The sequence below is a fragment of the Streptomyces sp. SID14515 genome, from assembly GCF_010548505.1.
GTDB classification, from domain to species: Bacteria; Actinomycetota; Actinomycetes; order Streptomycetales; family Streptomycetaceae; genus Streptomyces; species Streptomyces caviscabies.
Genome location: NZ_JAAGMH010000031.1, coordinates 69,333 through 91,883, shown reverse-complemented (window position 1 = coordinate 91,883; position 22,551 = coordinate 69,333). Strand labels below are relative to the sequence as shown.

Below are 22,551 nucleotides of genomic sequence, written 5' to 3'. Positions count from 1 at the left end.
CCATGCCGATCCCTCCCGCAGGCACCCCGCAGGCGACTCCGCCGCCCGGCCCACCGTCCGGCCCGCCGACCCCGCCCATCCCGCTGGCGGAGCTTCTGGCCAGGGAGGAGCTGGGCCTGCGCAGGATCGCGGGCCCGGCCGACGCCGACCTGCTCTGGGTGCACACCTCGGAGATGGCGGACCCGTATCCGTATCTGCTCGGCGGCGAGCTGCTGCTGAGCGCGGGGGTGTTGCTGACGGACCCGGACCACTACGTCGGCCGGCTGGTGGAGGCGGGCGCGGCGGCGCTCGGTTTCGGGGTGCGCCCGGTGCACGAGACGGTGCCGGCCGCGCTGATCGAGGCGTGCGACCGATACGGCCTGCCCCTGCTGGAGGTGCCGCCCGAGACCCCGTTCACCGCGATCGCGCGGGCGGTGTGGCGGCTGATGGCGGAGGCACGCCACCGCGAGCTGCGCCGGGTGACCCGCGCCCAGCAGGCCCTGGCGACGGCGGCGGCCCGCCCCGACCCCGTACCGGCGGTGCTGCACCAGCTCGCGACGCAGCTCGGCGGCCGGGCGGTCCTGCTGACGGCGCGGGGCGAGGAGGTCCACGCGGCGGGCCGCACCCCGACCGAGAAGGTCCACGCGGCGGGCCGCGCCCCGACCGAGGGGCCCTCCGAGGCAGGCCGCGCCCGGACCAAGGAGCCTTCCGCGGTGGGCCGCGCCCGGACCGGGGAGCCTTCTGCGGCGGGCCGCGCCCGGACCGGGGAGCCTTCTGCGGCGGGCCGCCACCCCGCGCCGCGGACGGCGGCGGCCCTGACCCGCCTGGCCCGGGTGGTGGCCCGCGGACGCCCCGGCTCGCCCACCTCGGCCACCGACACCCACGGCGACACACACCTGGCCGCGTACGCGCTGGGCGGCGGCGAAGGCCTGGTCCTGGCGCTCGCGACCCGGCGGCGGGAGCCCGGAGACCACACGGTGGCGGGCATCGCGGTGGTCCTCCTCTCCCTCCTGGCCGCCCCTCACCAGGGCGCGGACGCGGCAGGCCGTTCGGCGGCCCTGGTCCGCATGCTCCTGGGCGCCTCCCCCGCCGAGGTGGCCCCGCTCCTCGGCGCCACCGGCCCGTGGACGGTGATCCACGCCCGCCGCACGAACGGCGCCCCGGCGGACGCCCTGACCGCCGGCGCCCTGGGCGCGTCGCTGGGCACGGCCCTGGTCGACGCGGGACGCGGGGACGGCGAGCCGGTACGGGTACTGCTGCCGGGCGCCCCCGGAACGGACCCGGATCCGCCCTCGGCCGAGCCCGGCACCGGCACCGGCTCACGCACCGCCACGAGCCTCGAACCCACCCGGGTCACCCCGCAGCCCGGCACCGGTACCGCTTCACATACCGCCACCGACCCCGAACCGGTGCGGACCTCCACAGGCAGCGGCACCGGCACCGGCACCGGCCACGCACCGGACCGGGTCACCCCGCAGCCCGGCTGGACGCTCGGCGCGTCCGCCCCCACCCCCGTCACCGCCCTCGACTCCGCCGACCACCTGGCCGCCCGCGCCCTGGCCCACGCGCAGGCGACCCGGGCCCCGCTGACGACGGACGCCCCCGCGAGCGGCCTCGCCGCCCTGGTCCCGCCCGAACAGGCAGCCGCCCACGCCCGCGCCCTCCTCGCCCCGCTCACCACACCGCTGGCCGACACCCTGCGCTGCTGGCTCTCGCTGCACGGCAACTGGGACCGTACGGCGGTGGCCCTGGCCGTCCACCGCAACACCGTGCGCCAACGCATCGGGCGGTGCGGGGAGTTGCTGGCCATGGACCTGGACGACATGGACGCACGGGCGGAGCTGTGGTTCGCGCTGCGGCAGGGGTGAACCACAGGGCGCAGTGGCCCTGCGGGTCGCTCTCCGCGACCGCCGATGAGTTTCCGCGTCCGCCCCCGTCTTACTCGTGAACACCACGATGAGGCAAGGAAAGGAAGGGAATCGGCGATGGACAAGCAATTCACCGCGACCTTGCGGAAGAGTCCGAGCAAGGGCGGCTGGACCTACGTCGTGTGGCCCGAGTCTGCCGAGTTCTTCGGCACCCGTGGCCTGGTGAAGGTCCGGGGCACCATCGACGGCCATCCGTTCCGGAGCTCGTTCATGGCCCTGGGCGACGGTACGCACAAGCTGCCGGTGAAGGCGGACGTACGCAAGGCGATCGGCAAGGAGGAGGGGGACAGCGTGACGGTCCACCTGGAGGAGCGCATTGCCTGATGACCGGGGGCGGACCAGGGCTCTGGCTCCGCGCTGAGCGGGGCGCGAGCGGGGGCGCGAGCGCTATAGCCATCCTGACTCCGGCCGGCAACGAGGCGGCCGTCGCGCTCTACCGATCGGCCGGATTCACCGTCGTACGCGAGAACCGCGACTGGACGCACCCCGGCCGGGCGTGAACGCCGCGCACCCTTGCGTCCGGACCACCCTGGTGTGCGCTCCGCGACCACCGATCGGTATGTTGCAGTGGCAAAGGGGGATCACGTGGCACGGGATTACGACAGTCAACTGCTGGAATCGGTGGGGGTGCGCCGCCGCAGGATGCGAGATGCCCTGCTCTTCGGTGCGGGGCGCGCACGGCGCACCGCCGACGAGCGGCTCGGGAAGGTATTCGCGGGTATCGCTATCACTGCCGTACTCTGCGCCGGCTGCGTCGGCTGGTCCTTCCTCCAGCACACGCTGGACCAACAGAAGGCCGAGCAGGAGAAGCAACAGCAGCGGCAGGCGCAGCGGTACGCGCCGTCGACACATTCCCCTTCGCCTTCCGGCCCGGAGAAGGGCCCCTGATCAACTCCGGCCGAGGAACGACTGAAGAACGACCAAGTGGCCGGAAATTCACTGCGTACGCGTTGCAGGCGATATTTCGCCGAACTCGGAAATGCACCTACCGCACAACGCGCTTTGCCCAATTGGCCCGAAATATCGGAACATCACGATGATAGGTTTCCGTAAGTGGTGAGCACAGCAATGACGTCCCGCTCGGAACTGAGCCGGGTAACCCTGGTCGGCGAGCGGCGCCGGGCAGACATCGTGCTGCCCTCGGACACCCCTATCGGCCAACTACTGCCGGACATCCTGCAGTTGCTGGACGACCGGGCGGCATCGAGGCCGCTGACCAGGCAGTTGATCACCTCCGACGGTTCGGCCCTGCCGCACGACAGCACCCTCGCCTCGGCCGGAGTCAGCGACGGCGCCGTGCTGCGCCTGGTCAGGACCCACGCGGCGCCACCCGCCCCGGTGGTCCACGACGTCACGGACCAGGTGGCCGACAGTCTCGACCTCCAGGCCTGGCGCTGGCGTCCGGCCGCGCGAAGAGTCTCCGCCGGGGCGTCGACCGTGGTGTTCGCGGTGATCGCCGCCCTGTTGGCCCGCCGTGAGGTTCCGCTCGGCACCCTGGCCGTCGCGCTGGCGGTCGTCACCGGCGTCCTTCTGGTGGGCGGCGCACTGTTCGCCCGGATCGGAACGGGCAACCGCGGACTGGCGACCGCGCTGCTGTTCGTCTCGGGCGGCCTCGGCGTCCTCACGGCCTGGACCGCGGCCGACGCGTACGACTGGTCGAGCCCGGCCCGGCTCGCCGCTGTGGCGACGGCGGTGGTTCTGGCCCTGCTGCTGCTCGGCTTCTTCTCGCCGCTCGGCCGCGGTGGCCTGATCGGCGCGGGTGCCACGGCGGCCATGGCCGCCGTATGGGAGGCCGTCGCCGCGGTGGAGTCGGATCCGGCCCGGCTGGGCGCCGTGATGGCGGTGTTCTCCGTGGTGCTGCTCGGCATGCTGCCCAGGCTCGCCCTGATGGCATCCGGGCTCACCGCGCTCGACGACCGGCGGTCGGGCGGGGTGTCGGTCAGCCGCCACGACGTGGCCGACGCACTGGCCGCCACGCACCGCGGGCTCGCCCTCGCGACCTTGGTCACCGCGGTCTCGGCGACGGCGGCGGGCTGGCTGCTCACCCTGTCCGCGCGGCCGACCGTGTGGACCGTGCTCCTGGCCTCGCTGGTGGCGGTGGTCCTGTTGTCGAGGGCCCGTGCGTTTCCCCTGGTGGCCGAGGTGGTGGCACTGTTCGCCGCTGCGGCGGTTCTCCTCGTACGCCTCGTGATGCTGTGGATGGAGCAGGCGTCCGGGGGCGCGGGTCCCGTCGTCGTGCTCGGCGTGGCGGCGATGCTGCCGCTGCTCGCCCTGTCGGTGGAGCCGCCCGAGCATGTACGGGTGCGGCTGCGGCGCACCGCCGATCTGGTCGAGTCCATCGGCATGGTGGGGCTGTTCCCGCTCGCCATCGGTGTGTTCGGCATGTACGGCCAGCTGCTCGACAAGTTCTGACATTCATGCGCGGGCGGCTCCGGTCGGGCATCGGAGCGGAGGGGAAGGGCAGACATGCCGAACGCGGACAACTGGCAGGGTGATGTGCTGCGCGACCTGAGGGGTACGCCTCCGCAGCGCGCGACCGGCCACGGCCCGGCACAGGGTCACGGGTCGGTACAGGGCCACGCTCCAGCACAGGAGCAACACCAGACCCAGAGCCAGCCCCAGCCCCAGCCCCAGGAACATACGGCGACGGGGGCAGCGACAGGGACAGCGACGCGGCCGCCGGGCCGGAGCACCCCCGCCGCGTCCGACTCCGCCGCTCCCCCGGCACGCGCCCAACGGCCCGCCCGCTCCCCCGACTCACGCCCCGTCGTGGACAGCGCGCTGACCGGTACGGCACGCCGCCCCCGGCAGGGCGAGCCGGCCGCCGCGCGAATATCGCGCGCGATACGCCGGATCGTCTCCTCGTCCGCGGCGCGCGAGGTCGCCGAGATCACCCGGACCGCCGAGGCGCTCCAGCAGCCGGTGACGACGGGCCGGCAGATCGCCGTCACCTCCATCCGGGGCGGTGCGGGCAAGACGACGGTGGCCGCCCTGCTGGGTACGGCGTACGCGCACTACCGCCACGACCCGGTCCTCCTCGTCGAGGCCGACCCGGCGCTCGGCTCGCTGCCCCTGCGTCTCGGCGCCGAGACGCTGCGCTGGACCACGGCCGATCTGGCGGACATCGCGGAACCGCAGATGTCGCTCCTCGACGTCACCGGCTATCTCGTCCAGCTCCCCGACAACGCCTGGCTGCTGCCCGGCAGTCAGGGCCGGATCGGGGCGATGCTGGACACGGCGGCGTACGAGCGGGTCATGGTGGCGCTGCGCCGCTACTTCGGGGTGACCGTGGTGGACTGCGAGACGCTGCCCGCCGAGGTAGCCAGGGTCGCGCTCTCGGCCGCCCAGGCCAGGGTGCTGGCCGCCCCCGCCACGCTGGACGGCATCACCAGCACGTACGCGGTCCTCCAGTGGATGCAGGGGCTGCCCCGCCACATGATCGCCGGGACCGTGGTGGCGCTCACCAGCACGACGTCCCGCCCCGGGATCGACGTGGACGCGGCCGCCGAGAAGCTCCGGTCCACCGGTGCGACCGTCCATGTCCTTCCCCACGACCGGCATCTGGCGGCAGGCGGAGAACTCCGTACCGAACTGCTCGCCCGGCCGACACGGCTGGCCGCCACCCGGCTGGCCGCCGAGGTCTTCCAGCTCTCCCAGAAGCGCCGGTAACACCCATGAGCACCCGACTGATCCACCGCCCCGCCCGGACCACCCGTCCGCCGGCCGCGCCCGAGCCCCGCACCATCGAGGCCCCGCCCAACCTCCCCGAGGGCAAGGCGGGCAACATCGCGATGTCGCTGCTGCCGGTCGCCGGGGTCATGTCGTCCGTCGTGATGATGACGGTCGTCCGCAACAGCCAGTTCGCCGCGCTCGGGGCGATCATCCTCGTGGTCACCGTCATCGGCTCGGTGGCCCTGCTCTTCTCGCAGCGAGGCAAGGCCCAGCGCACCCGCCGCACCCAACGCGAGGCGTATCTCGCCTATGTGGAGGACCTGCGGGAGGAGCTCTCGGGCGAGGAGCGCGAGCGGCGTGAGCGCGCCGACGTCCTGAACCCCCCGCCGTACGCCCTGTACGACATCGTGCGCGACCCGGCGCGCCTGTGGGAGCGGCGCAGGGTCGACGACGACTTCCTGCGGGTGCGGGTCGGCACCGGTGAGATGCCCGTACGGGATCTGCAGATCGCCGAGCCGGGGTCGACGGTGCTCACACCGCCGGACCTGTTCATGCTCAACGAGGCGTCGGCACTGGTGAACCGGTTCCGCAACGGCACCGAACTACCGCTCACCGTTCCGCTGGACCGGATCGGCAACGTCAGTGTGATCGGCCCCCGCGAGGACTGTCTGCGGGTGGCCCGCGCACTGCTGGTCCAGACGGCCGCCCTGCACGCCCCCGACGACGTGGCCATGGCCCTCGCGGCGTCGGGCGACCGCTTGGCCGACTGGGAATGGGCCAAGTGGCTGCCGCATCTGCTCGACACCGAGCAGTTCGACGGCCCGGTCGCCGCCCGCCGCATCGCGCCCTCCGCCCCGCAGCTCGCCCGGCAGATCGGGGCGGAGCTGCGTCGGCGGGCTTCGTACGCGGCCGAGGTCCGCCGGGGCCTGGCCGGCCGGGACGCGCTGTCCATGAACTCCCGGCTGCTCGTCGTCACCGACGGACACGGCGAGGACGCCGTCGACCTGCCGCGCCCGGACGACGCCGTCGGTCTGCGCGAGATGGGCGTCACCGTGCTGCATCTGCTGGAGCAACGGGTGCAGGAGCCGGGACATGTCAGCGTACGGATCACCGTCGACGGCACGGACGTGACCATCGAGGACCTCCGGACGCCGGAGCCCGTGGGGGCGCACGGCACGGTGGACGAGGCGGGCATCCCGTTCGCCGAGGGTCTGGCCCGGATGCTGGCGCCCCTGCGGCTGTCCGCCGAGTCCCTGGTGGACGCGCCGTTGTCCGGTCCGGTGGAGTTCGCGGCGATGCTCGGCATCGACGACGTGGCCCGGCTCGACCTGGACCGGCTGTGGGCGCCGCGCGGCGAACGCGCCTTCCTGCGCGTCCCGATCGGCATCAGCGACTCCCACGAGCCGGTGCTGCTGGACCTCAAGGAGTCCTCTGAGCTGGGCATGGGCCCGCACGGGCTGTGCGTGGGCGCGACGGGTTCGGGCAAGTCGGAGCTGCTGCGCACGCTCGTCCTCGCTCTGGTGGCCACGCATACGCCGGAGGATCTGGCGCTGGTGCTGGTCGACTACAAGGGCGGGGCGACGTTCGCGCCCTTCGCGGAGCTGCCGCATGTGGCCGGGGTCATCACCAACCTGGAAAACCAGGCGGGGCTCGTCGAGCGGGTCCACTCCTCCCTCGCCGGTGAGGTCAAGCGCCGCCAGCAGGCCCTGAAGGACGCGGGGAACGTCGCGGACATCGGGGACTACGCGGCTCTGCGCGCCGAGAAGCGGCCGGACCTGGACCCGCTGCCGCACCTGTTCGTGGTGATCGACGAGTTCGGCGAACTGCTCACCGCGAAGCCGGACTTCATCGATCTGTTCCTCTCCATCGGCCGGATCGGCCGCTCCATCGGTGTGCACCTGCTGCTCTCCAGCCAGCGCATCGAGGGCGGCAAGCTCAAGGGCCTGGATACCTACCTCTCCTACCGGCTCGGCCTGCGCACCTTCTCCGCCGACGAGTCACGCACGGTCCTGGACACCACGGACGCGTTCCACCTGCCGCCGCTGCCGGGCTTCGGCTATCTGAAGGTCGACACGAGCCATTACGCGCGGTTCAAGGCGGGTTATGTGTCGGGGGGTTACCGAGGTCCGGTCCGCAGTCAGGACGAGGAGGACAGCGGCCCGCTGGCGCTGCCGTACGAGGCGTTCAACACGCTCGCCGGACCGGACGAGGCGCGGCAGTCCCCGGAACCGGCGTCCCGCCGCCGCGAGACGGGGCCGACCGAACTCGGCGTCATGGTCGACCAGTTGACCGGAGCGGCCGCCGCCGTACGGAGTATCTGGCTGCCGCCGCTGCCCACGGCCACCGCACTGGACACCGTCGCCGGTCCGCTGGACATCGGTCCGTACGGAATGCGGCTGACCGGGGCGGTCGTGGAAGGACGCCGGAGGCCCCTCCGTGTTCCCGTCGGCCTGCTCGACGACCCGGCCAAGCAGTGGCAGGGGCAGTGGTTCCTGGACCTCACGGTGGCGGGCGGCCACGCGGCGGTGATCGGCGGACCGCAGTCGGGCAAGACGACACTGCTGCGCACGCTCGTCCTCTCCCTCGCGCTCACCCATACTCCGCGCGAGATCGGCGTCTACGGACTCGACCTCGTCGGCGGCGGCCTCCAGGCGCTGTCGGGTCTGCCGCACGTCGGCGGCATCGCAGGGCGTGCCGACCGGGAACGGGCGGCGCGCACCGTCGAGGAGGTCCGCACGATGCTTACGCTGCGCGAGGACCTCTTCCGCGAGCACGGCATCGACTCGGTCGAGCAACTGCGCACGCTGCATGCGGCCGGCCGACTGCCCGAGCTCGCCTCGGCCGAGATCCTCCTCGTCATCGACGGATTCGGCGCGCTGCGCGACGACTTCGACGAGCTGGACGACGCGATCACCGACATCCTCAAGCGCGGTGGCGGCTACGGCATCCACGTCGTCGCGGGCATGCTGCGCTGGAACGACGTACGTATCGCCATCCAGTCCAACTTCGGCACTCGGGTCGAGCTGCGCCTGAACGACCCCGGCGAGTCCAGCATCGACCGAAAGCTCGCCGAGACCCTGTCGCCCGACGAGCCCGGCCGCGTCCTCACCGACGGAAAGCTCTTCGCCCAGGTGGCGCTCCCGCGTACGGACGGGGTCGACGACACGGCGGAACTGGGTGCGGTACTGGAGCGTACGGCCCGTACGGTCCGGGCCACCTGGAACGGCGAAGTGGCCCAGCCGGTAAGGGTGTTGCCGCATGTCCTGGAGCCGCACTCGCTGCCCGGCCCGGCTGCCGAACCCACCCGCGTACCGATCGGGCTCGACCAGTCGGCGCTCGCGCCCGTACTGCTCGACCTGTTCCAGCACGACCAGCACCTGCTGGTGCTGGGGGACAGCGAATGCGGCAAGACGAACCTGCTGCGGACCGTCGCGCACGGCCTCATAGACCGTTACGGCGAGGACGAGTTGGTGTTCGCCGTGATGGATCCGCGGCGCTCGCTGCGCGGTGCCGTGCCGGAGGAGTTCAACGGGGGCTACGCGTATAACTCCAAGCTGTGCGCAGGCCTTTCGGCAGGAATCGCCACCGAACTGGAGAAGCGGCTGCCCGACGAGGACGCGCGTCTGGAGGATTTGGAGCCCGGCAACTGGGGCAAGGGACCGCGCATCGTGGTCCTGGTCGACGACTACGACGTCCTAACGACCGCAGGCCAGTCCCCGCTGTCTCCGTTCCTCCCGTACATCCCCTCGGCGGTCGACATCGGCCTCCACTTCGTCCTGACGCGCCGGGTCGCCGGAGCGTCGCGGGGCATGTACGAGCCGCTGGTGCAAGGGCTGCGGGAGTCGGGGGCTTCGGCACTGCTGATGGCGGGCGACCGCAGCGAGGGACAGCTGTTTCCCGGCGTGTACGCCTCCCAACAGGCTCCCGGACGCGGTGTTTTCATCCGCAGGGGCCAGCCGAACCGCCTGATCCAGACGGTGTTCGCACCAACGTGAGCCATCGACGAAGCGACGCACCCCCGCACCCCCACCACCGACCGACGAAGGACCGGACGACCACTCCATGACCAAGGACGTCATCGCCCTCACCCCGCGGATGCCCGAACCGTGGGCCGTACTGGCAGGCCTGCTCTCCGGCGGCCCGGACAAGCTGGTGGGCACCCGCGGCGAGGGCGCGGTGATACAGCTCTGCGACGCGGAGGGCCGCCCGCTCGTCTCCGTGGAGGCGCCACTGCTGGTCTCCGTCGAGGGCGAGGCCGAGCGGCTGCTCGGTACCACGGCGCCCCCGGTCCCGTACTGGTGGACGGAGGCGCGCGCCACCACGGGCGTCGCGGAGGCGGAACAGCTCGCGGCCACGTTCGCGGCCCGACTGGCCTCACTGGTGGGCGGCTCCGCCTGGCCGCCGGACGCGGTCGGCTCGATCGCCGTGGTGAAGACCGACGGCGTGAGCGTCGCACCGGAACCCGCAGCGGCGCAGCCGGCCATCGATGTGCTCACCGACAAGGTCGCGGTCGTCATCCAGGACCGCCCGGTGGTGGCCATGACGGCCTGGCTCTCGGACGCGTTCCGCGCGGCGGCGGAGGCGGGCCTGGGCCTCCAGATCGTCAGCCCGGCGGGCACCACGCTCTCCCCCGCCGTACGTGACGCACTGGGCGGCTGGCCGTCCCGCTGGGTCGTCCAGGACGAACGCGACGGCTACTACGACGGCCTGACGGGCGCGGTGCTCCGCTGGCAGGAGGGCGCGTTCGACCCGGTCCTCTCCCTCGACGCCACCGAGGACGACCCGCGCACGCCGGTGGCCGCCACCTACCAGGAGGCCCGGGACACCGGCGAACGCCAACTGGGTCTGACCTTCCGCATGGTGCACCCGGCGGACGAACGGCTGGTGCTGGGCGGCGGCCTGGAGGCGGTGTGGCGAGAACTGGCGGGCGAACCGCCGGGCGGCTGGGGCACATCGGAACCTGCGAACCTCCCCTGGTCACTTGGCCGCCTGACCGACGTCGCGTACGAGCGGGCCCCGGAACCGACCTGGCTCGTGGTGGTCGGCAGTCGCTCGCGACCGGGAATCGCGACCGTACGCATCACGCGGACGAAGGCGGGCGTGGAGGAGGAGGTGACACTGGCGTTCGGCTACGGCGCCGACGAGGAGCCTCCGCTGGACGCCCTGCCCGCAGCCGCCGAGACGCTCGCCACACGTCACCACCTCCAGTCGATGCTCGTACAACTTCGCAAAGCGCGCCGCGATGTGGCCGTACCACCGCACTTCGAGGGCCCGGGGGTCCCGCTGGCCTTCGTGCTGGGTGCGGAGGAGGTCCGTGCGATGCCGGGAGACCGGGCGAGGCGCACTCCGCTGGCCGAACAACCGGTGCGGCTCGGCCCGAGGACCAGGCCTGCTCTGTACTACCCGCTGCCGGGGGACCCCTCGGATCTGACGGGCTGGCAGGAGTTCGAGAGGCTGGTGCGGCACCTCAAGGAGGCGTAGACGCTCACCGGCCGCAATCTGGCTGATTGCAGATTGCAGTAGCGATGTAGTGGTTGATAGACAGAGACGCACACGTACGTTCGTTCGATGTTTCGTATGACGGGGGATGTTATGAAGTTCGACATGGGGGCGTCGGTCCTGTCGAGGCTGTTGTCGGATTCGCAGAGTGCGAGCACGGATCTGGGGACGCTGATCCAGCAGTTGATCGCGGCGGCGGAGCCGCTGGAGGGGAAGTTCAACGGGGCCGGGAAGGTGGCGTTCGACGACTTCAAGGCGCGTTCGGACGAGATCACGAAGGCGTTGAACGCATCGCTGTCGGGGATCCTGGGCGGTCAGTCCGGAATGGACGCGGCGTTCGGCTCGGGTGACCAGGAGCAGGACGAGAACGCGAAGTCGCAGATGGCGTCGGCCAATTTCGACGCGGCGCGTTTCGGCGGCCGCTGACTCCGGTCGCGGTGTGGGTTCGTACAGGTTTTGTCTGACGGGGAGTGATGAGTGATGGCGGGAAGCACGGACCGGCGTTCGTACGACACGGGCGCTTCGACGGAGGTGCAGGCGGCGCTCCAGGTGGTGATCGGCCGCCTGGAGCAGGTGATCACGGCGCGGGACACGCAGGTGAAGGCAGCGATGAACGACTTCGCGGCCGATGGCGTGGCGGATGAGTACCACGGCAAGGAACTGCGGTGGAACGCGACGTCGCAGGAGGTCCGGAACATCATCCGACTGCTGCGGACGACGTTGGAGAAGAACGACGGAACGGCTACGCAGACGCTGGCGCGGGCGAAGGCCGCGGTCGACAGCATCGGCTGACTGCCGCGCTGATTTCGTATTGCTGCCCGCCGTGCGGGGTGGGTGGCTTGGCTTTGTGGTGCGTACGGGGGTGTGTGGGATGACCGGGTGGGACATCAAGCCGCAGGGTGTGCAGGGCCAGTTGAAGGTGGTCGGGGGGCATGCCGGCGAGCTGGAGAAGGCACTGAACGCGTTGCTGGCGGACCTGGGAGCGGCGGCGCGGGCTGCGGGGACGGTGGTGCCGGGTGGTACGAAGTCCGGTGCGTCGATGGGTCCGGTGGCTCCGGGGCTGGAGCAGGGGCCGGTCGCGGCGAGCGTGATCGCGCCCCCCGCGATGGGTCCGGTGGCGTCGGCGCTGGGTGAGTACGCGACGGCGCGGAAACCGCAGCTGAAGTCGATGTCGGAGCGGATCCAGGCGGCGGTGCTGGGCGCGGCGACGGCGACGAACGAGTACGTGGAGGGCGACCTCGACACGGCGAAGCAGGCGCAGAACGCTGCGAAGGCGGTCCGGCTGGACCTGCTGAAGGAACTGCGGGGCACGAAGTGAGTGACAAGGAGCCGGTCGACCCGTACGGCATACCGGTGTTCACCGGCAATCTCGCGGTGCTGGACCAGCAGGTGAGGGCCCTGTCCAAGGACGGGGCGAAGATCGCCACGGCCACGGGGGACATCCACAGCAGCTTCGGCGGCCTCCAGGCCTTCTACAAGGCGCCGGAGGCGGATCAGCTGTTCGCGACGACGAAGCCGGTCGCGGACCGCGGGGCCGCGCTGAAGTCGGACCTGTCCACCATCACCGGCGCCCTGGGCACGTACGCGGACGACGCACAGCCGCTGGTGGCGAAGCTGGAGCGGCTCCGGGAGGAGGCTTCGGCCTTCCGGGACAAGGCGAACGCGGACGACACATGGCGCGAGGACGGCGACCTGATCGAGGAGAACAGACGCCGCCACGACGAGATCATCGAGGCCTGGGCCGCGTTCCAGGCGGTGGAGCGTACCTGCTACAACAAGATCATCACCCTGGTCCCCGGCGGCAAACCGCTCAAGACCAACGACGGCTCCAACGGCGAGCACATGCACGGGTACGACGCCGAGGCCCTGAAACAGGCCAAGGGTCTGCCCTGGGGTGACCCGGTCAAGGAATCCACGCGCTGGTACCAGTTCTACGAACACGTCTGGGACTTCGGCAAGGGCTTCGTCGTCGACGGTGTCTGGGGCACCGTCAAGGGCCTGGGCACCCTCTTCGGCACCGAGGGCTTGGACGGCATGAAGCAGTCCTGGACCGGCCTGGCCAACCTCAGCGTGGGTGGCGTCCTCACCATCGTCGCACCCCAGGCCCTGTGGATGACCCCGGAGAAGGACCAGCCGGGCTTCGTCCGTGACGCGCGCAACGCGATGAAGGAGACCGGCAAAGCCCTCATCGCCTATGACCAGTGGGGCGAGAACCCGGCACGCGCCGGCGGTGCGGTCACCTTCAACGCCCTGACGACGATCTTCACCGGCGGCACGGGAGGCGGGGTCTCCGGCGCCGGCAAGGCAGCGACCGCGGCCAAGGCACTGTCCTTCGCCAACAAGGCGAGCCGCGTCGTCGACCCCACCACGTACCTCTTCAAGGGCGCCGGCGCGGGCCTGACCAAGATCAGCGACGTGATGACCGGCCTGAAGGGCATGGGCCGCGTCGAGGTCCCGACCCTGCCACCCGGTGCGATCACGCTGCCCGACGGGGCGTTCAAACTCGGCGACGGCACCCTGCACCTGCCCGAGGGCACCGCCGTCCCGGAAGGCGCGTTCGAAATCCCGAAGGGCTCGGTCAAGCTCCCGGACGGCGCGGAGATCCCCACCGGCGCGGTCGACCTGGGCGACGGCGTGTACCACCTCCCCGAAGGCGTCACCCCGCCCGCGGGCTCCCTGCCGATCCAGGAAGGCGCCCTCAAACTCCCGGAGAGCACCACCGCCCTGCCCGAGGGCACCTTCAAGGACTTCGACGCCGACGGCAACGTCATCCACCTCGACCGCCAGGGCAACATCCTCGGAGAAGACGGCACCCTCAAACAGCACCACACGGCCGCCCAACGGGAGAACCCGACGGACGGCGCTTCCTTGAGGACGGACGCGGACAGCCCCCTGCCCCGCACCCCGGCCGAACAATCGGCCTTGGTCGGCGCGGGCGCACGCGGCGGCAGCGACACGGTACGACTGGGCTCGGACCTGGGCGACGCGGGGCGGGTCGGCGACGACTTCGGCCGTACGGGCGACGGCGCCACGAACCCCGACAGGGCACCGGGCGGCGCGGCGAACAACATGCCGACCAACAGTGTGGACAACGGCACGCACGGCGGCGGCTCGCGGGGTGATCAGGGCGGGCACACCCCGGCGGACAGCCTGGACGGGGGCAACTCGACGCGGGCGGGCGGCAACGACACCCACCGGGGCTCCGGCACCAATCCGTCGGGCGGAGGAACCGTCCCTCATGGCGACGCCCATACAACAGGCAGCGACAGTGGTGGCTCAGGCGTCCCTCACCAGGGTGGTAGCGGGGGGCACGACGCCCCCGGGGACTCCGTTGAGAGCAACCCCGGCAGTACGCCCGAATCGTCGCCCAGTGGCGCGGAAGCCGAACCCATGGACCCTAAGGTGGTCGACGAGCGCATCAAGGAGTTGGACGATCGGCAGGGCGGCCAAGGGCATGCGCCAGGCCGCCACCTCCACCCCGATGACCAAGCGCTGACCGACCGGCTCGGCACAGTACTCCGCGACAGCAACGGCGCGCCGAAGCTGTACGGGCCGAACTCGAACTATCCGGGGCTGGTCAAGTCCGAGAACAACATCGACCCGTTGACCGGCACTGCGGTGGACGGTGTGACCGGCCGTGCGCACCGCGTCGGCGCGTTCGCGACACGCTTCGACAACGCGGAAGACATGGCGCGAGCCGACGCCTACTTCCGCGCCGAGATGGCACGCACCGGGAGAGTGTCGAGGGAGACGTCGATCGAGGACGTACTCGGCCCTGGAGCTGAGGCAAGGTTTACGGGCTATTATCGCGACCCGGCCAACCTTGACAAATTCAAGCCGGTGGACTTCGAGGGCGGGACTATCGTCCCTGTGTACCATCAACTCCCCGACGGGGAGTATAGCCTGCATACCATGTTCGCCAATCCGGCTCCCGGCCGGCACCCATGAGGAAGTGTTTCAATGGACGCAGATTTCAAGAACTTTTTCAGGGTATACCTGGATCTTGAGCGGGGCTACGAAAACACAGGAAAGCTGAGGCCCACATTGCTGAGTTTCAGTGATTCCTACGTCAAATTGATCCGCGAAGGGTTCGAGCAGATCATGTCGGACGATTCCTTTGGGCCAGCCGAATATGAAAGGCTGACCGATATTGAATTTTCCGACAAAGAAACTCTCCACAGCTACCTCCGAGACATGTACGACTACCTTTTCAATGATGCGCCGGAGCAGCCGATGCCGCCGGGCTACTGACTTGACCCCCTCGACCTAGCGCGACGGCGCGCCGACGATGTCGGCGGGCCGACGCCTTATCGGGGGTTAAGGGTTGACAGAAGTTCAGCCTACCGAAGCCCCCCCTCTCACCATCGCCTGTCTCGCTTACGTCGCCCACGCATCGGTAACCCAAATACCCAGGTTGCTCGGGCCATTCAGGATCACGAGCGCCTTGGTCCGCGCGATACGCATTTCCCAGGCCAAGATGGGCAGCAAGTGCGGTCAACACTTCGGCTCGGCAGCCTCGTCCATTTATCGGTATGCATTGGCAATGCCGATCCGAACCAGGCCGCGAGCTGGGCAGAGGTGTCACCGCGCCACAGATGTGCCGGGCTGAGGTCGGCGTCAGGTCAAGGCTGGGACCTGGACAAGTTCCTGTAATATTCGACGGCAGATATTGGCGCATCTTCCTGCCGATGACATATTAATCAGGAGTAATATTGTGAGGATTGCAGACTTTCACAAAGAGGTTTGGCCTCCATCTTTCGGGACTGCTGCCGGAAACGTGAAAGATTCCGTCGCACTCAATCGCTATGCCGACATCGAAGGAATCACGAAATACCTTCTGTCCGGACATGAACTGTTCAGCGTCATGGGATCCTCCGAGGACGTACTAGGGACAGGCGAGACCATCCTCGGCGGAGACTCTATCCATAGCGACGGCGAATGGGTCTGGCGGGGAGACCTCTGCTTCTACGTGCGGAAACACCATGTGCAATTGCCGGAAGAATTCCTTGAGCGCATGAGAGGCAAGGGGTATGTTATGCCCCCCGAGAATGATATCGAACTGAGGAAGATCGCCCAGAGGATTCACGACGGCCTTACGGCGGCTTAGCGAACGCTTCTTCAGTGTCAAGCGGCAGTGAGCTTCGAAGGTCGAGGAGTGAGCGCCGTACGATAGCAGCATTGCCCCCTCCGAGGCGCAGAGGGAACTCCGACTGACACCGGCGGCCCCTGTCGCGGGACGTGTCGCCAGCACTGAGCCAGCGGTAGCGAATGGGCTCTGGGATTTGCGCGATCTAGCCAGTAAGTGAACGCAGCGCGAGAGTTGCCCGCCATGATCCGCTCGATCGCGTCAGGGAACGCCGATTCGATCACGTTGCCAATAACTGGCGGCGAGTCGAAGCGGGCGATCCTTGAGAGATTGAAATGGCCGCATTCAAGCGACTGCGGAGGAGTGAGCCGTGACCGAATCTGCAGTACAGGCTCTGGCAAAACGGCTGGAAACCGTTGAGCGGTCGGGGGACTTCAGTCGAACTTGCTCACGCGTGGCCCTCATGCGTGAATTCATGCGCCGCTCCGCGATCTGGGCTCGCCAAACAAATTCTCACGCATGGCCATTCTATGATGTGGCCAGCCATTTCACCTCGCTGGATGATATCGATGATATCGACGAAGTAATCCCCACACCCCTCATGAGAAGCGTTGAAATGCAGCACCCCGTAGTTCGGGATACCGTCAGGTGGAGTCTGAAGTTCACCGCTCTCCGAGATTCCGAAATTCTACTTCCAGATCTCCCCGAGCCATTCACCCCCCTGATCATCGTATATGAGCGAGGGGGCACTCCAGCTAGACAGCACTGGCCATATTGAAATTGATGCAGCCGCTATCCCTAAAGGAACTGTCGAGCATGCACTGAAACGACAGCCCATCTCGCTTGACTCCAATTATCTGGATTCTCTGGACTGATCAACTCCGAGGAAAGGACCTGACACACGCGATATCGCACCGCTACTCTTGCGCGGATCGCCAGTCACGATCGAGGATCCTCGGCGGTTCTGGCCAGTCGGTCATGCAGGTCGCAGCGGCCACCTTCTTCTCGGCCGCAGGCGTCAGCGAGGAGCAGGTCGAGGCTTGCGTTGATCACGACGTGCAGACCGCAAAGAAAGGAACTACCTCATTGGACGCGCGTTTCAGGAATTTCTTCAGGGCAAACCTGGATCTTGAGCGGGGGCATGAGAATACAGGCGACCTCAGGCCAACATTGTTGAGCTATAACGATTCCTACGTGAAGTTGATCCGCGAGGGATTCGAGCAAATCATGGCGGACGATTCCTTCGGGCCGGATGAGTATGAGGGGCTGACCGATATCGAATTCCCCGACAGGGAAACTCTTCACGCCTATCTCCGAGACATGTACGACTACCTTTTCAACGACGCTCCGGAGCAGCCGATGCCGCCGGGCTACTAGTGAGGGTTTTCCAGTCTGGTTGCGTAGTAAGTCGGTGGGCTGAGAGCGACGTTGAGGAAAAGGCGAAGCTCCTGGCAGATGGGTTTTCGACCAAGATCAACCTGTCCGCCGGGAGCTTCACGTGCTTGTCTGCCCATCGGGAATCGGTCTGTCCAACTCGACCCTGCGCTACCTGTCCGCCCTACTGAAAGCCCGGCGTCGTGAGCGCGGCACGCGCTGGCGCTGTCTGACCGCGGACCGACAGGCTCTGCTCACGCTGGCCCATCCGCGCTGCGGGCACACGTACGCCCAGCTCGCGGCCGGCTTCGGGATCGGGCTGGCCACCGTCTACCGGTACATCGTCGAGGCGGTTGAGATCCAGGCCACCCCCGCCCCCACCCTCCAGCAGGCCATGACCATCGCCGCCAACAAGGCATTCGTGATCCTGGACTGCACCCTGCTGCACATCGACCGCATCGCCGCCGACCGCCCCTACTACTCCGGCAAGCACAAGCGCCACGGCATGAACATCCAGGTCATCGCCGACGCGTTCGGGCGCCTACTCCGGGCCTCACCTGCCCTGCCAGGTGCCGTCCACGACATCGAAGCCCCACGCACCCACGGCATCATCGAAGCACTCGCCCAAGCCGGCATCCGGACGTGGGCAGACAAGGGATATCAGGGAGCCCGGGGGACGATTCGGGTGCCTTACCAGGGCCGCTGGAGCACGCTCCCAGCCGGGAAACGGGCGGTGAACTCCTCCCACGCCAGGATCCGAGCCGTCGGAGAGCAGGCCGACGCCACCCTGAAGAGTTGGCGGCTCCTGCGCAAACTCCGTTGCAGCACCGCCCGCATCACCGACATCGTCAAGGCCGTCCTGGCCTCGCACCTTGCCACGGCAGCCTGAGGCATAGACGCAGCCTGAGGCATAGACAAGGACAGCACCGCCTTCAACGACAGCAAGGGAGCCTGCTCACCGTGACAGACGTCAGAGTCACCTACGACGAGACCGCGGACGCAGCGTACGTATACCTCACCGAACCGCAGGCCCACGTGACGTCCGCGCGCATGTATCCCTGCGATCCAGTGGACATCGACGGCATGATCAACCTCGACTTCGACGAGCAGGGCCACCTCATCGGCATCGAGGTGCTGGCGGCCAGTTCAAAATTGCCCGAGTACCTGCTCCAGTCCGCGGAGCGACTGGACACCGAAGGTACATGACCAGTCGAGCACCACGCTCGCGGCAAGCAGGTTGGAAAAGGCTCACTGCCCCGTTCCCTGGGCTCGGCGAAGCCTACGTTTCGGCGATCTAATATCAGAGAGGAGGATCTTCCGTGATCACGGTCCCTGTTCCTGAAGGGTAAAAAAAGGTGGAGACCAGCGGGCGCATCACAGGGTCCAAGGCGAACTCTGGTACTTCGAATTCCTCAGGGATGAAATCCGATGACCGTCACCGTTCAGCGCCATACCATCTACCGCCAGCATCTATCCAGGCGAGAGCCCACCATCTCGAAACACACGGCGCAGCTGTTGGGAAGAATCAACGGCTCTCCTTTTGCCCTCGAAAGCGTCGTGTCCACCGCTTTGGTCACAGCTTACGAGCGGACTGCCGTCGACCCCACCGCCTCTTGGATCGAATCATGGGAAGCGTAGGTCACAGCCATGCAGTCCGGATCGGTGATCTTCGCAGCCGCCACTTCGACCGAAGCCAACGTTCAGTGCCTGATTCACCATGAGAAGCGCACCGTTTCAGATTTCACGAGTCCTGAGTCCTTCGTGAATGCGGGCCACTGGCTCGCAGCTTTCTACCTCGCGGCAATCTGCCGTAACAGCCAGCGGCTTACAGAACTTTGCAAAGTGCCGACATCCAAGCTGCGCGAGTCTGGGGCAGTGTACGACGAGTATAAGTACGCCTGAATCGAAACACTGCAGTCCTTCTGGCTCGGCCATGAAGATTTTCCTGACAAACTCGTTGAAGCCGCATCAGAAACCCAGCCGGGCAACCGGCCAGCTACCGAACAAAACTACTTCTCCCGAATCATGTGGCCCCCGATGGAACTTCTCCGTTGGCGCGCGCGACAGGCCGGCACGAAGGATTCAATCACTCCCTCGAAAATGCGCTTCTCGCCCACAAAGAATACTGGTCAACCGAACCAGATCTCGCTGACTCCTGTTATGGCTGGGTAGCCTTGGCTCCACTAGCCATGGCCTGCTTCGCACTGGACGCGGAATTTCCTATCGAAGTCGAGTCGGACTACCTACCCAAGTACCTCCTCCAGGGCACCTGGATCGGCGAATTCCCCACCTGATCCCACCGAGCCCTGAGCATCGACGCCCGTCCTCTACGCTTTACCGCCATGGGCATATGCATCGACGTCCTGATCGCCGACTGGGACCACCTCATGTCGGTACCGGAGGATCAGCACTACGCAGTGCTGTACGAGGCCTCCGACTCGGTGGACGAGGAGTGGTGGGACGCCGGGCCGGACCAGCCGCCGCCCACCGGGCCCCAGTGGTTCTGGCCCTCTCCGCCGGCCGCCGGCTGGTTCGGGAAGTTCGACTTCGGGGCTGTCGGCTCCTCGTACAAGGATCACTTCTGGGCGGGTGAGCGGTGGGAGGAGATCCGGTCGTTCGTGGAGCCGGGGCTGCGCTCGGGCGTGGACCGGTTCATCGATCCGCTTTTCTGGGGCGGGCTTGAGTACATGCCCGATCGGGAGGACGGCCGGGAGGCGTCGGCGCTCGTGGCGGTGGACGAGGCTCCCGCGCACGCCGACCATCTGTTGTGGTGCCAGCCGTCCGCTGTTTCCTCGCTCAAGCTTCTCTGGGATGCCGTCTGTTCTGAACTGGGCTTGCTGATAAGCCCGTTCGAGCAGCACGCGCGCGCCGACTTCGGGCGGATCAACGACTTCGACGCGTTCGTCGGGCTGCTCCGGGGGTGGGGCGACGTCATCGGCCAAGCCGAGCTGCGTGGTTGGGGTGTCGTCGGGCTGCGTTGTTGAGGTCCGGCGTGGGTGGGACGCGGCCCGGCTTGAGCGGATGGATATGGATGGGGCGTGGACGTGCGCCCTGGTCGGTCGTCGTGGTGGTCTGGGTGATCGCGGCCGTGCTGATCCTCGTGGGCGGCGTCGCGCATGTCGTCGATCTCGTGCGCCATGGCCTGTGGGCCTTTGCGTGGGCCCCCGGTTGGCTCAACCTCTACTGGTCGTCGCTCGCCGTCCTCGATCCGCTTGCCGCCGTGCTTCTGCTGGCGGCAAGCGGATCGGCTTCGACCTCGCCTGCGGGGTCATGGTGACGGACCTGGCTGCCAATCTGTACGCCGTCTACGGGCTCCGCGGCAGCGAGTTCCTTGCCGAGCCCGGGCTTCAACGGATCGCCGTTTTCGCCCTGTTCGTGTTCGGGGCCGGGCCGTTCGTCCGCCGGTGGCTCACCTAGGGGCTCGCACAGGGTCCCTCAGCCCAGCTGGCTGCCGAAGCGGACCGGGGACGGCTTCACGCCCAGGCTTGCCTCGCCGAAGGAGACGCTGCCCTTCGCCACCGGGCCGGAGCGGCTGCCCTTGAAGAGCCAGACTCCGCCCTGGCCGGTGTTCTCGCCGGGGGCGGCCACCGCGAGTGTGGCCGGTACGCCCTTGGCGGCGGGTACGACATGGACCTCGCCGCCGAAGGCGTCGCCCTGCTCGTCGACCCCGGGGACGTTCGCCGTCGACTGGCCGATCACCTTCGTGTCCGCGCCCGTGATGCCCTTGGCCCGGCCCTTGAAGATCAGGACCCCGCCCGCGTCCTTGGCCTTGCCCACGTCCTCGCCCGGCAGGCCCACGACGACCTCGCCGTAGCCGTCGCCGTCCAGGTCTCCCACCGCGGCGCTCGCGCCCATGGTGTCGCCCGCCTCGTCGGCGCCCGGCACCCCGGCGGTGGCCTGGGTGATCCACTTCGGCTTCAGCGCGGTGTTCTGGCCCTTCGGCCCTCCGTACACGACCGCCACCGCGCCGCCCTTGCTCGGGAAGTCCATGTCGCTGTCCAGGCCGGTCGGCTGCCGGGTGAAGACCAGGTCCGGGTACGCGTCGCCGTTGACCGAACCGATCGTCACCGAGGAGTGGTCGAGGTACGTGCCGGGCGCCGTGACGATGGGGGTGTAGGTGAAGCCCGTACCCGTCGACAGGTACAGCGACGTCGAGTCGCAGTCCGGCTCGTCATCGCAGCCGCTGCGTACCAGCAGATCGTCCTTGCCGTCGTTGTTGATGTCCACGGCCTGCACGCTCTCGAAGACGGTGACGCTCTCGGCGGTGAGTGCCGTGCGCGTGCCGCCGACCGTGCCGTCCGCGCCGACCTTCTCGCTCAGCACGACCTTCCCGGCCCAGTCGGCACGGTCGATGCCGGCCACGTCCGTCCGGCCGTCGCCGTCGAAGTCGCCCACCGCGTTCCCCCGGCCCCGGAACTCGACGGCCCGCGTGCCGAGGCCGCTCTCGCCGCCGAACAGGATGATCTGCGGGCCTTTGTCGGCCGAGACCAGCAGGTCGGTGTACCCGTCGCGGTCGATGTCGGCGGGGGTCGCCGTACCGAAGCGGGCGTTCGCGGCGGCCGAGCCGGGGACGCCCGCCGTGTTCTGGTTGATCACCTTGTGCCGGGCGGGGCTGATGCCCTTCGCGTCGCCCGGATACACCGCCACATACCCGGCCTTCTTGAGGCCGGACACGGTCCCGTCGGGCACCGAGGCGTACATGTCGGCGTACCCGTCGCCGTTGAAGTCGACCTGCTGACGTGCGGCGGAGGCGGGCCCGGCCGCCACCGCCGTACCGGAGAAGGCCGGTACGGCGGCTGTCGTGGCCGCGAGCGTCACGAGGACCGCCGAAGCGGTACGGAGTCGAGCAGGCTTCTTCATGGTCATCCCCCTGTTGTGCACATGCGGTCGGCCGGCGGGTCCTGTCGGCCCGCCTTCCTAGGAAGACCATCCGTACGGTGAATGGTTGCCCGCGACGGCACCACCACAGGTACGGGCACAGACCTCGCGCCGACGCCCCAACCGGTCGGCGGT

22 protein-coding genes and 1 pseudogene are annotated in these 22,551 nt (G+C 68.6%); 22 read left to right on the top strand and 1 reads right to left on the bottom strand.

What is annotated here, in order from left to right:
• The first annotated feature begins 2 nt into the window (after positions 1 to 2).
• From G3I54_RS05790 to G3I54_RS39295, 22 genes and pseudogenes are all read left to right on the top strand, one after another.
• Entirely contained in the window at positions 3 to 1,847 is a 1,845-nt protein-coding gene (locus G3I54_RS05790; protein WP_164611792.1) for a PucR family transcriptional regulator, read from the top strand.
• Positions 1,848 to 1,964: 117 nt separating this feature from the next.
• Positions 1,965 to 2,231, top strand: coding sequence for a DUF1905 domain-containing protein (locus G3I54_RS05785; RefSeq protein ID WP_164611790.1), 267 nt, complete (start codon positions 1,965 to 1,967; stop codon positions 2,229 to 2,231).
• A 53-nt stretch (positions 2,232 to 2,284) separates the two neighbouring features.
• Positions 2,285 to 2,407: pseudogene (locus tag G3I54_RS05780) on the top strand (GNAT family N-acetyltransferase); the annotation flags it as partial.
• 85 nt (positions 2,408 to 2,492) lie between these two features.
• A complete protein-coding gene (locus G3I54_RS05775; RefSeq protein ID WP_164611788.1) occupies positions 2,493 to 2,795 on the top strand; it encodes a hypothetical protein in 303 nt (100 codons plus the stop codon).
• Between the two features lie 180 nt (positions 2,796 to 2,975).
• Complete coding sequence (eccD, locus tag G3I54_RS05770) at positions 2,976 to 4,319, top strand: type VII secretion integral membrane protein EccD (RefSeq protein WP_164611826.1); 1,344 nt, start codon at positions 2,976 to 2,978, stop codon at positions 4,317 to 4,319.
• A gap of 54 nt (positions 4,320 to 4,373) precedes the next feature.
• The gene (locus tag G3I54_RS05765) at positions 4,374 to 5,576 is read left to right on the top strand and encodes a MinD/ParA family protein (protein ID WP_203685555.1); all 1,203 of its coding nucleotides are present in this window, start codon (positions 4,374 to 4,376) and stop codon (positions 5,574 to 5,576) included.
• Between the two features lie 5 nt (positions 5,577 to 5,581).
• Positions 5,582 to 9,574: a type VII secretion protein EccCa gene (gene eccCa, locus G3I54_RS05760; RefSeq protein ID WP_164611784.1), complete on the top strand. Its 3,993-nt coding sequence runs from the start codon at positions 5,582 to 5,584 to the stop codon at positions 9,572 to 9,574.
• Between the two features lie 67 nt (positions 9,575 to 9,641).
• On the top strand, positions 9,642 to 11,060 hold the full coding sequence (locus G3I54_RS05755) for a DUF6177 family protein (RefSeq protein WP_164611782.1): 1,419 nt from the start codon (positions 9,642 to 9,644) through the stop codon (positions 11,058 to 11,060).
• A 111-nt stretch (positions 11,061 to 11,171) separates the two neighbouring features.
• Positions 11,172 to 11,504: a hypothetical protein gene (locus G3I54_RS05750; RefSeq protein ID WP_164611824.1), complete on the top strand. Its 333-nt coding sequence runs from the start codon at positions 11,172 to 11,174 to the stop codon at positions 11,502 to 11,504.
• 54 nt (positions 11,505 to 11,558) lie between these two features.
• The gene (locus G3I54_RS05745) at positions 11,559 to 11,870 is read left to right on the top strand and encodes a pore-forming ESAT-6 family protein (RefSeq protein ID WP_030085437.1); all 312 of its coding nucleotides are present in this window, start codon (positions 11,559 to 11,561) and stop codon (positions 11,868 to 11,870) included.
• A 79-nt stretch (positions 11,871 to 11,949) separates the two neighbouring features.
• Positions 11,950 to 12,396 carry a DUF6507 family protein gene (locus tag G3I54_RS05740; protein ID WP_164611780.1) on the top strand — a complete coding sequence of 149 codons (447 nt, stop codon included), beginning with the start codon at positions 11,950 to 11,952 and terminating at the stop codon, positions 12,394 to 12,396.
• Positions 12,393 to 15,026 (top strand): hypothetical protein, encoded by a 2,634-nt coding sequence (locus G3I54_RS05735; RefSeq protein ID WP_164611778.1) that lies wholly within the window; start codon positions 12,393 to 12,395, stop codon positions 15,024 to 15,026. Before G3I54_RS05740 ends, G3I54_RS05735 begins: the two co-directional genes overlap by 4 nt.
• A 12-nt stretch (positions 15,027 to 15,038) precedes the next feature.
• Positions 15,039 to 15,329 carry a hypothetical protein gene (locus G3I54_RS05730; RefSeq protein ID WP_164611776.1) on the top strand — a complete coding sequence of 97 codons (291 nt, stop codon included), beginning with the start codon at positions 15,039 to 15,041 and terminating at the stop codon, positions 15,327 to 15,329.
• Positions 15,330 to 15,792: 463 nt separating this feature from the next.
• Positions 15,793 to 16,185, top strand: coding sequence for a hypothetical protein (locus tag G3I54_RS05725; protein ID WP_164611774.1), 393 nt, complete (start codon positions 15,793 to 15,795; stop codon positions 16,183 to 16,185).
• Positions 16,186 to 17,142: 957 nt separating this feature from the next.
• Positions 17,143 to 17,541, top strand: coding sequence for a hypothetical protein (locus tag G3I54_RS05720; protein WP_239144249.1), 399 nt, complete (start codon positions 17,143 to 17,145; stop codon positions 17,539 to 17,541).
• A gap of 121 nt (positions 17,542 to 17,662) precedes the next feature.
• The gene (locus tag G3I54_RS05715; protein WP_164611772.1) at positions 17,663 to 18,427 is read left to right on the top strand and encodes a transposase family protein; all 765 of its coding nucleotides are present in this window, start codon (positions 17,663 to 17,665) and stop codon (positions 18,425 to 18,427) included.
• A gap of 71 nt (positions 18,428 to 18,498) precedes the next feature.
• Positions 18,499 to 18,744, top strand: coding sequence for a DUF2283 domain-containing protein (locus G3I54_RS40120; RefSeq protein WP_164611770.1), 246 nt, complete (start codon positions 18,499 to 18,501; stop codon positions 18,742 to 18,744).
• Between the two features lie 441 nt (positions 18,745 to 19,185).
• A complete protein-coding gene (locus tag G3I54_RS39310) occupies positions 19,186 to 19,440 on the top strand; it encodes an immunity 49 family protein (protein ID WP_239144247.1) in 255 nt (84 codons plus the stop codon).
• Positions 19,441 to 19,565: 125 nt separating this feature from the next.
• On the top strand, positions 19,566 to 19,832 hold the full coding sequence (locus G3I54_RS39305) for an immunity 49 family protein (protein ID WP_343240276.1): 267 nt from the start codon (positions 19,566 to 19,568) through the stop codon (positions 19,830 to 19,832).
• A 48-nt stretch (positions 19,833 to 19,880) separates the two neighbouring features.
• The gene (locus G3I54_RS05700; protein WP_164611768.1) at positions 19,881 to 20,522 is read left to right on the top strand and encodes a hypothetical protein; all 642 of its coding nucleotides are present in this window, start codon (positions 19,881 to 19,883) and stop codon (positions 20,520 to 20,522) included.
• Positions 20,523 to 20,569: 47 nt separating this feature from the next.
• A complete protein-coding gene (locus G3I54_RS39300) occupies positions 20,570 to 20,815 on the top strand; it encodes a hypothetical protein (protein ID WP_239144245.1) in 246 nt (81 codons plus the stop codon).
• Positions 20,809 to 20,955 carry a hypothetical protein gene (locus G3I54_RS39295; RefSeq protein WP_239144244.1) on the top strand — a complete coding sequence of 49 codons (147 nt, stop codon included), beginning with the start codon at positions 20,809 to 20,811 and terminating at the stop codon, positions 20,953 to 20,955. Before G3I54_RS39300 ends, G3I54_RS39295 begins: the two co-directional genes overlap by 7 nt.
• An 18-nt stretch (positions 20,956 to 20,973) precedes the next feature.
• Here the strand turns inward: G3I54_RS39295 and G3I54_RS05690 are convergent, their stop codons facing one another.
• Positions 20,974 to 22,398 carry an FG-GAP and VCBS repeat-containing protein gene (locus tag G3I54_RS05690; RefSeq protein WP_239144243.1) on the bottom strand — a complete coding sequence of 475 codons (1,425 nt, stop codon included), beginning with the start codon at positions 22,396 to 22,398 and terminating at the stop codon, positions 20,974 to 20,976.
• Positions 22,399 to 22,551 lie beyond the last annotated feature (153 nt).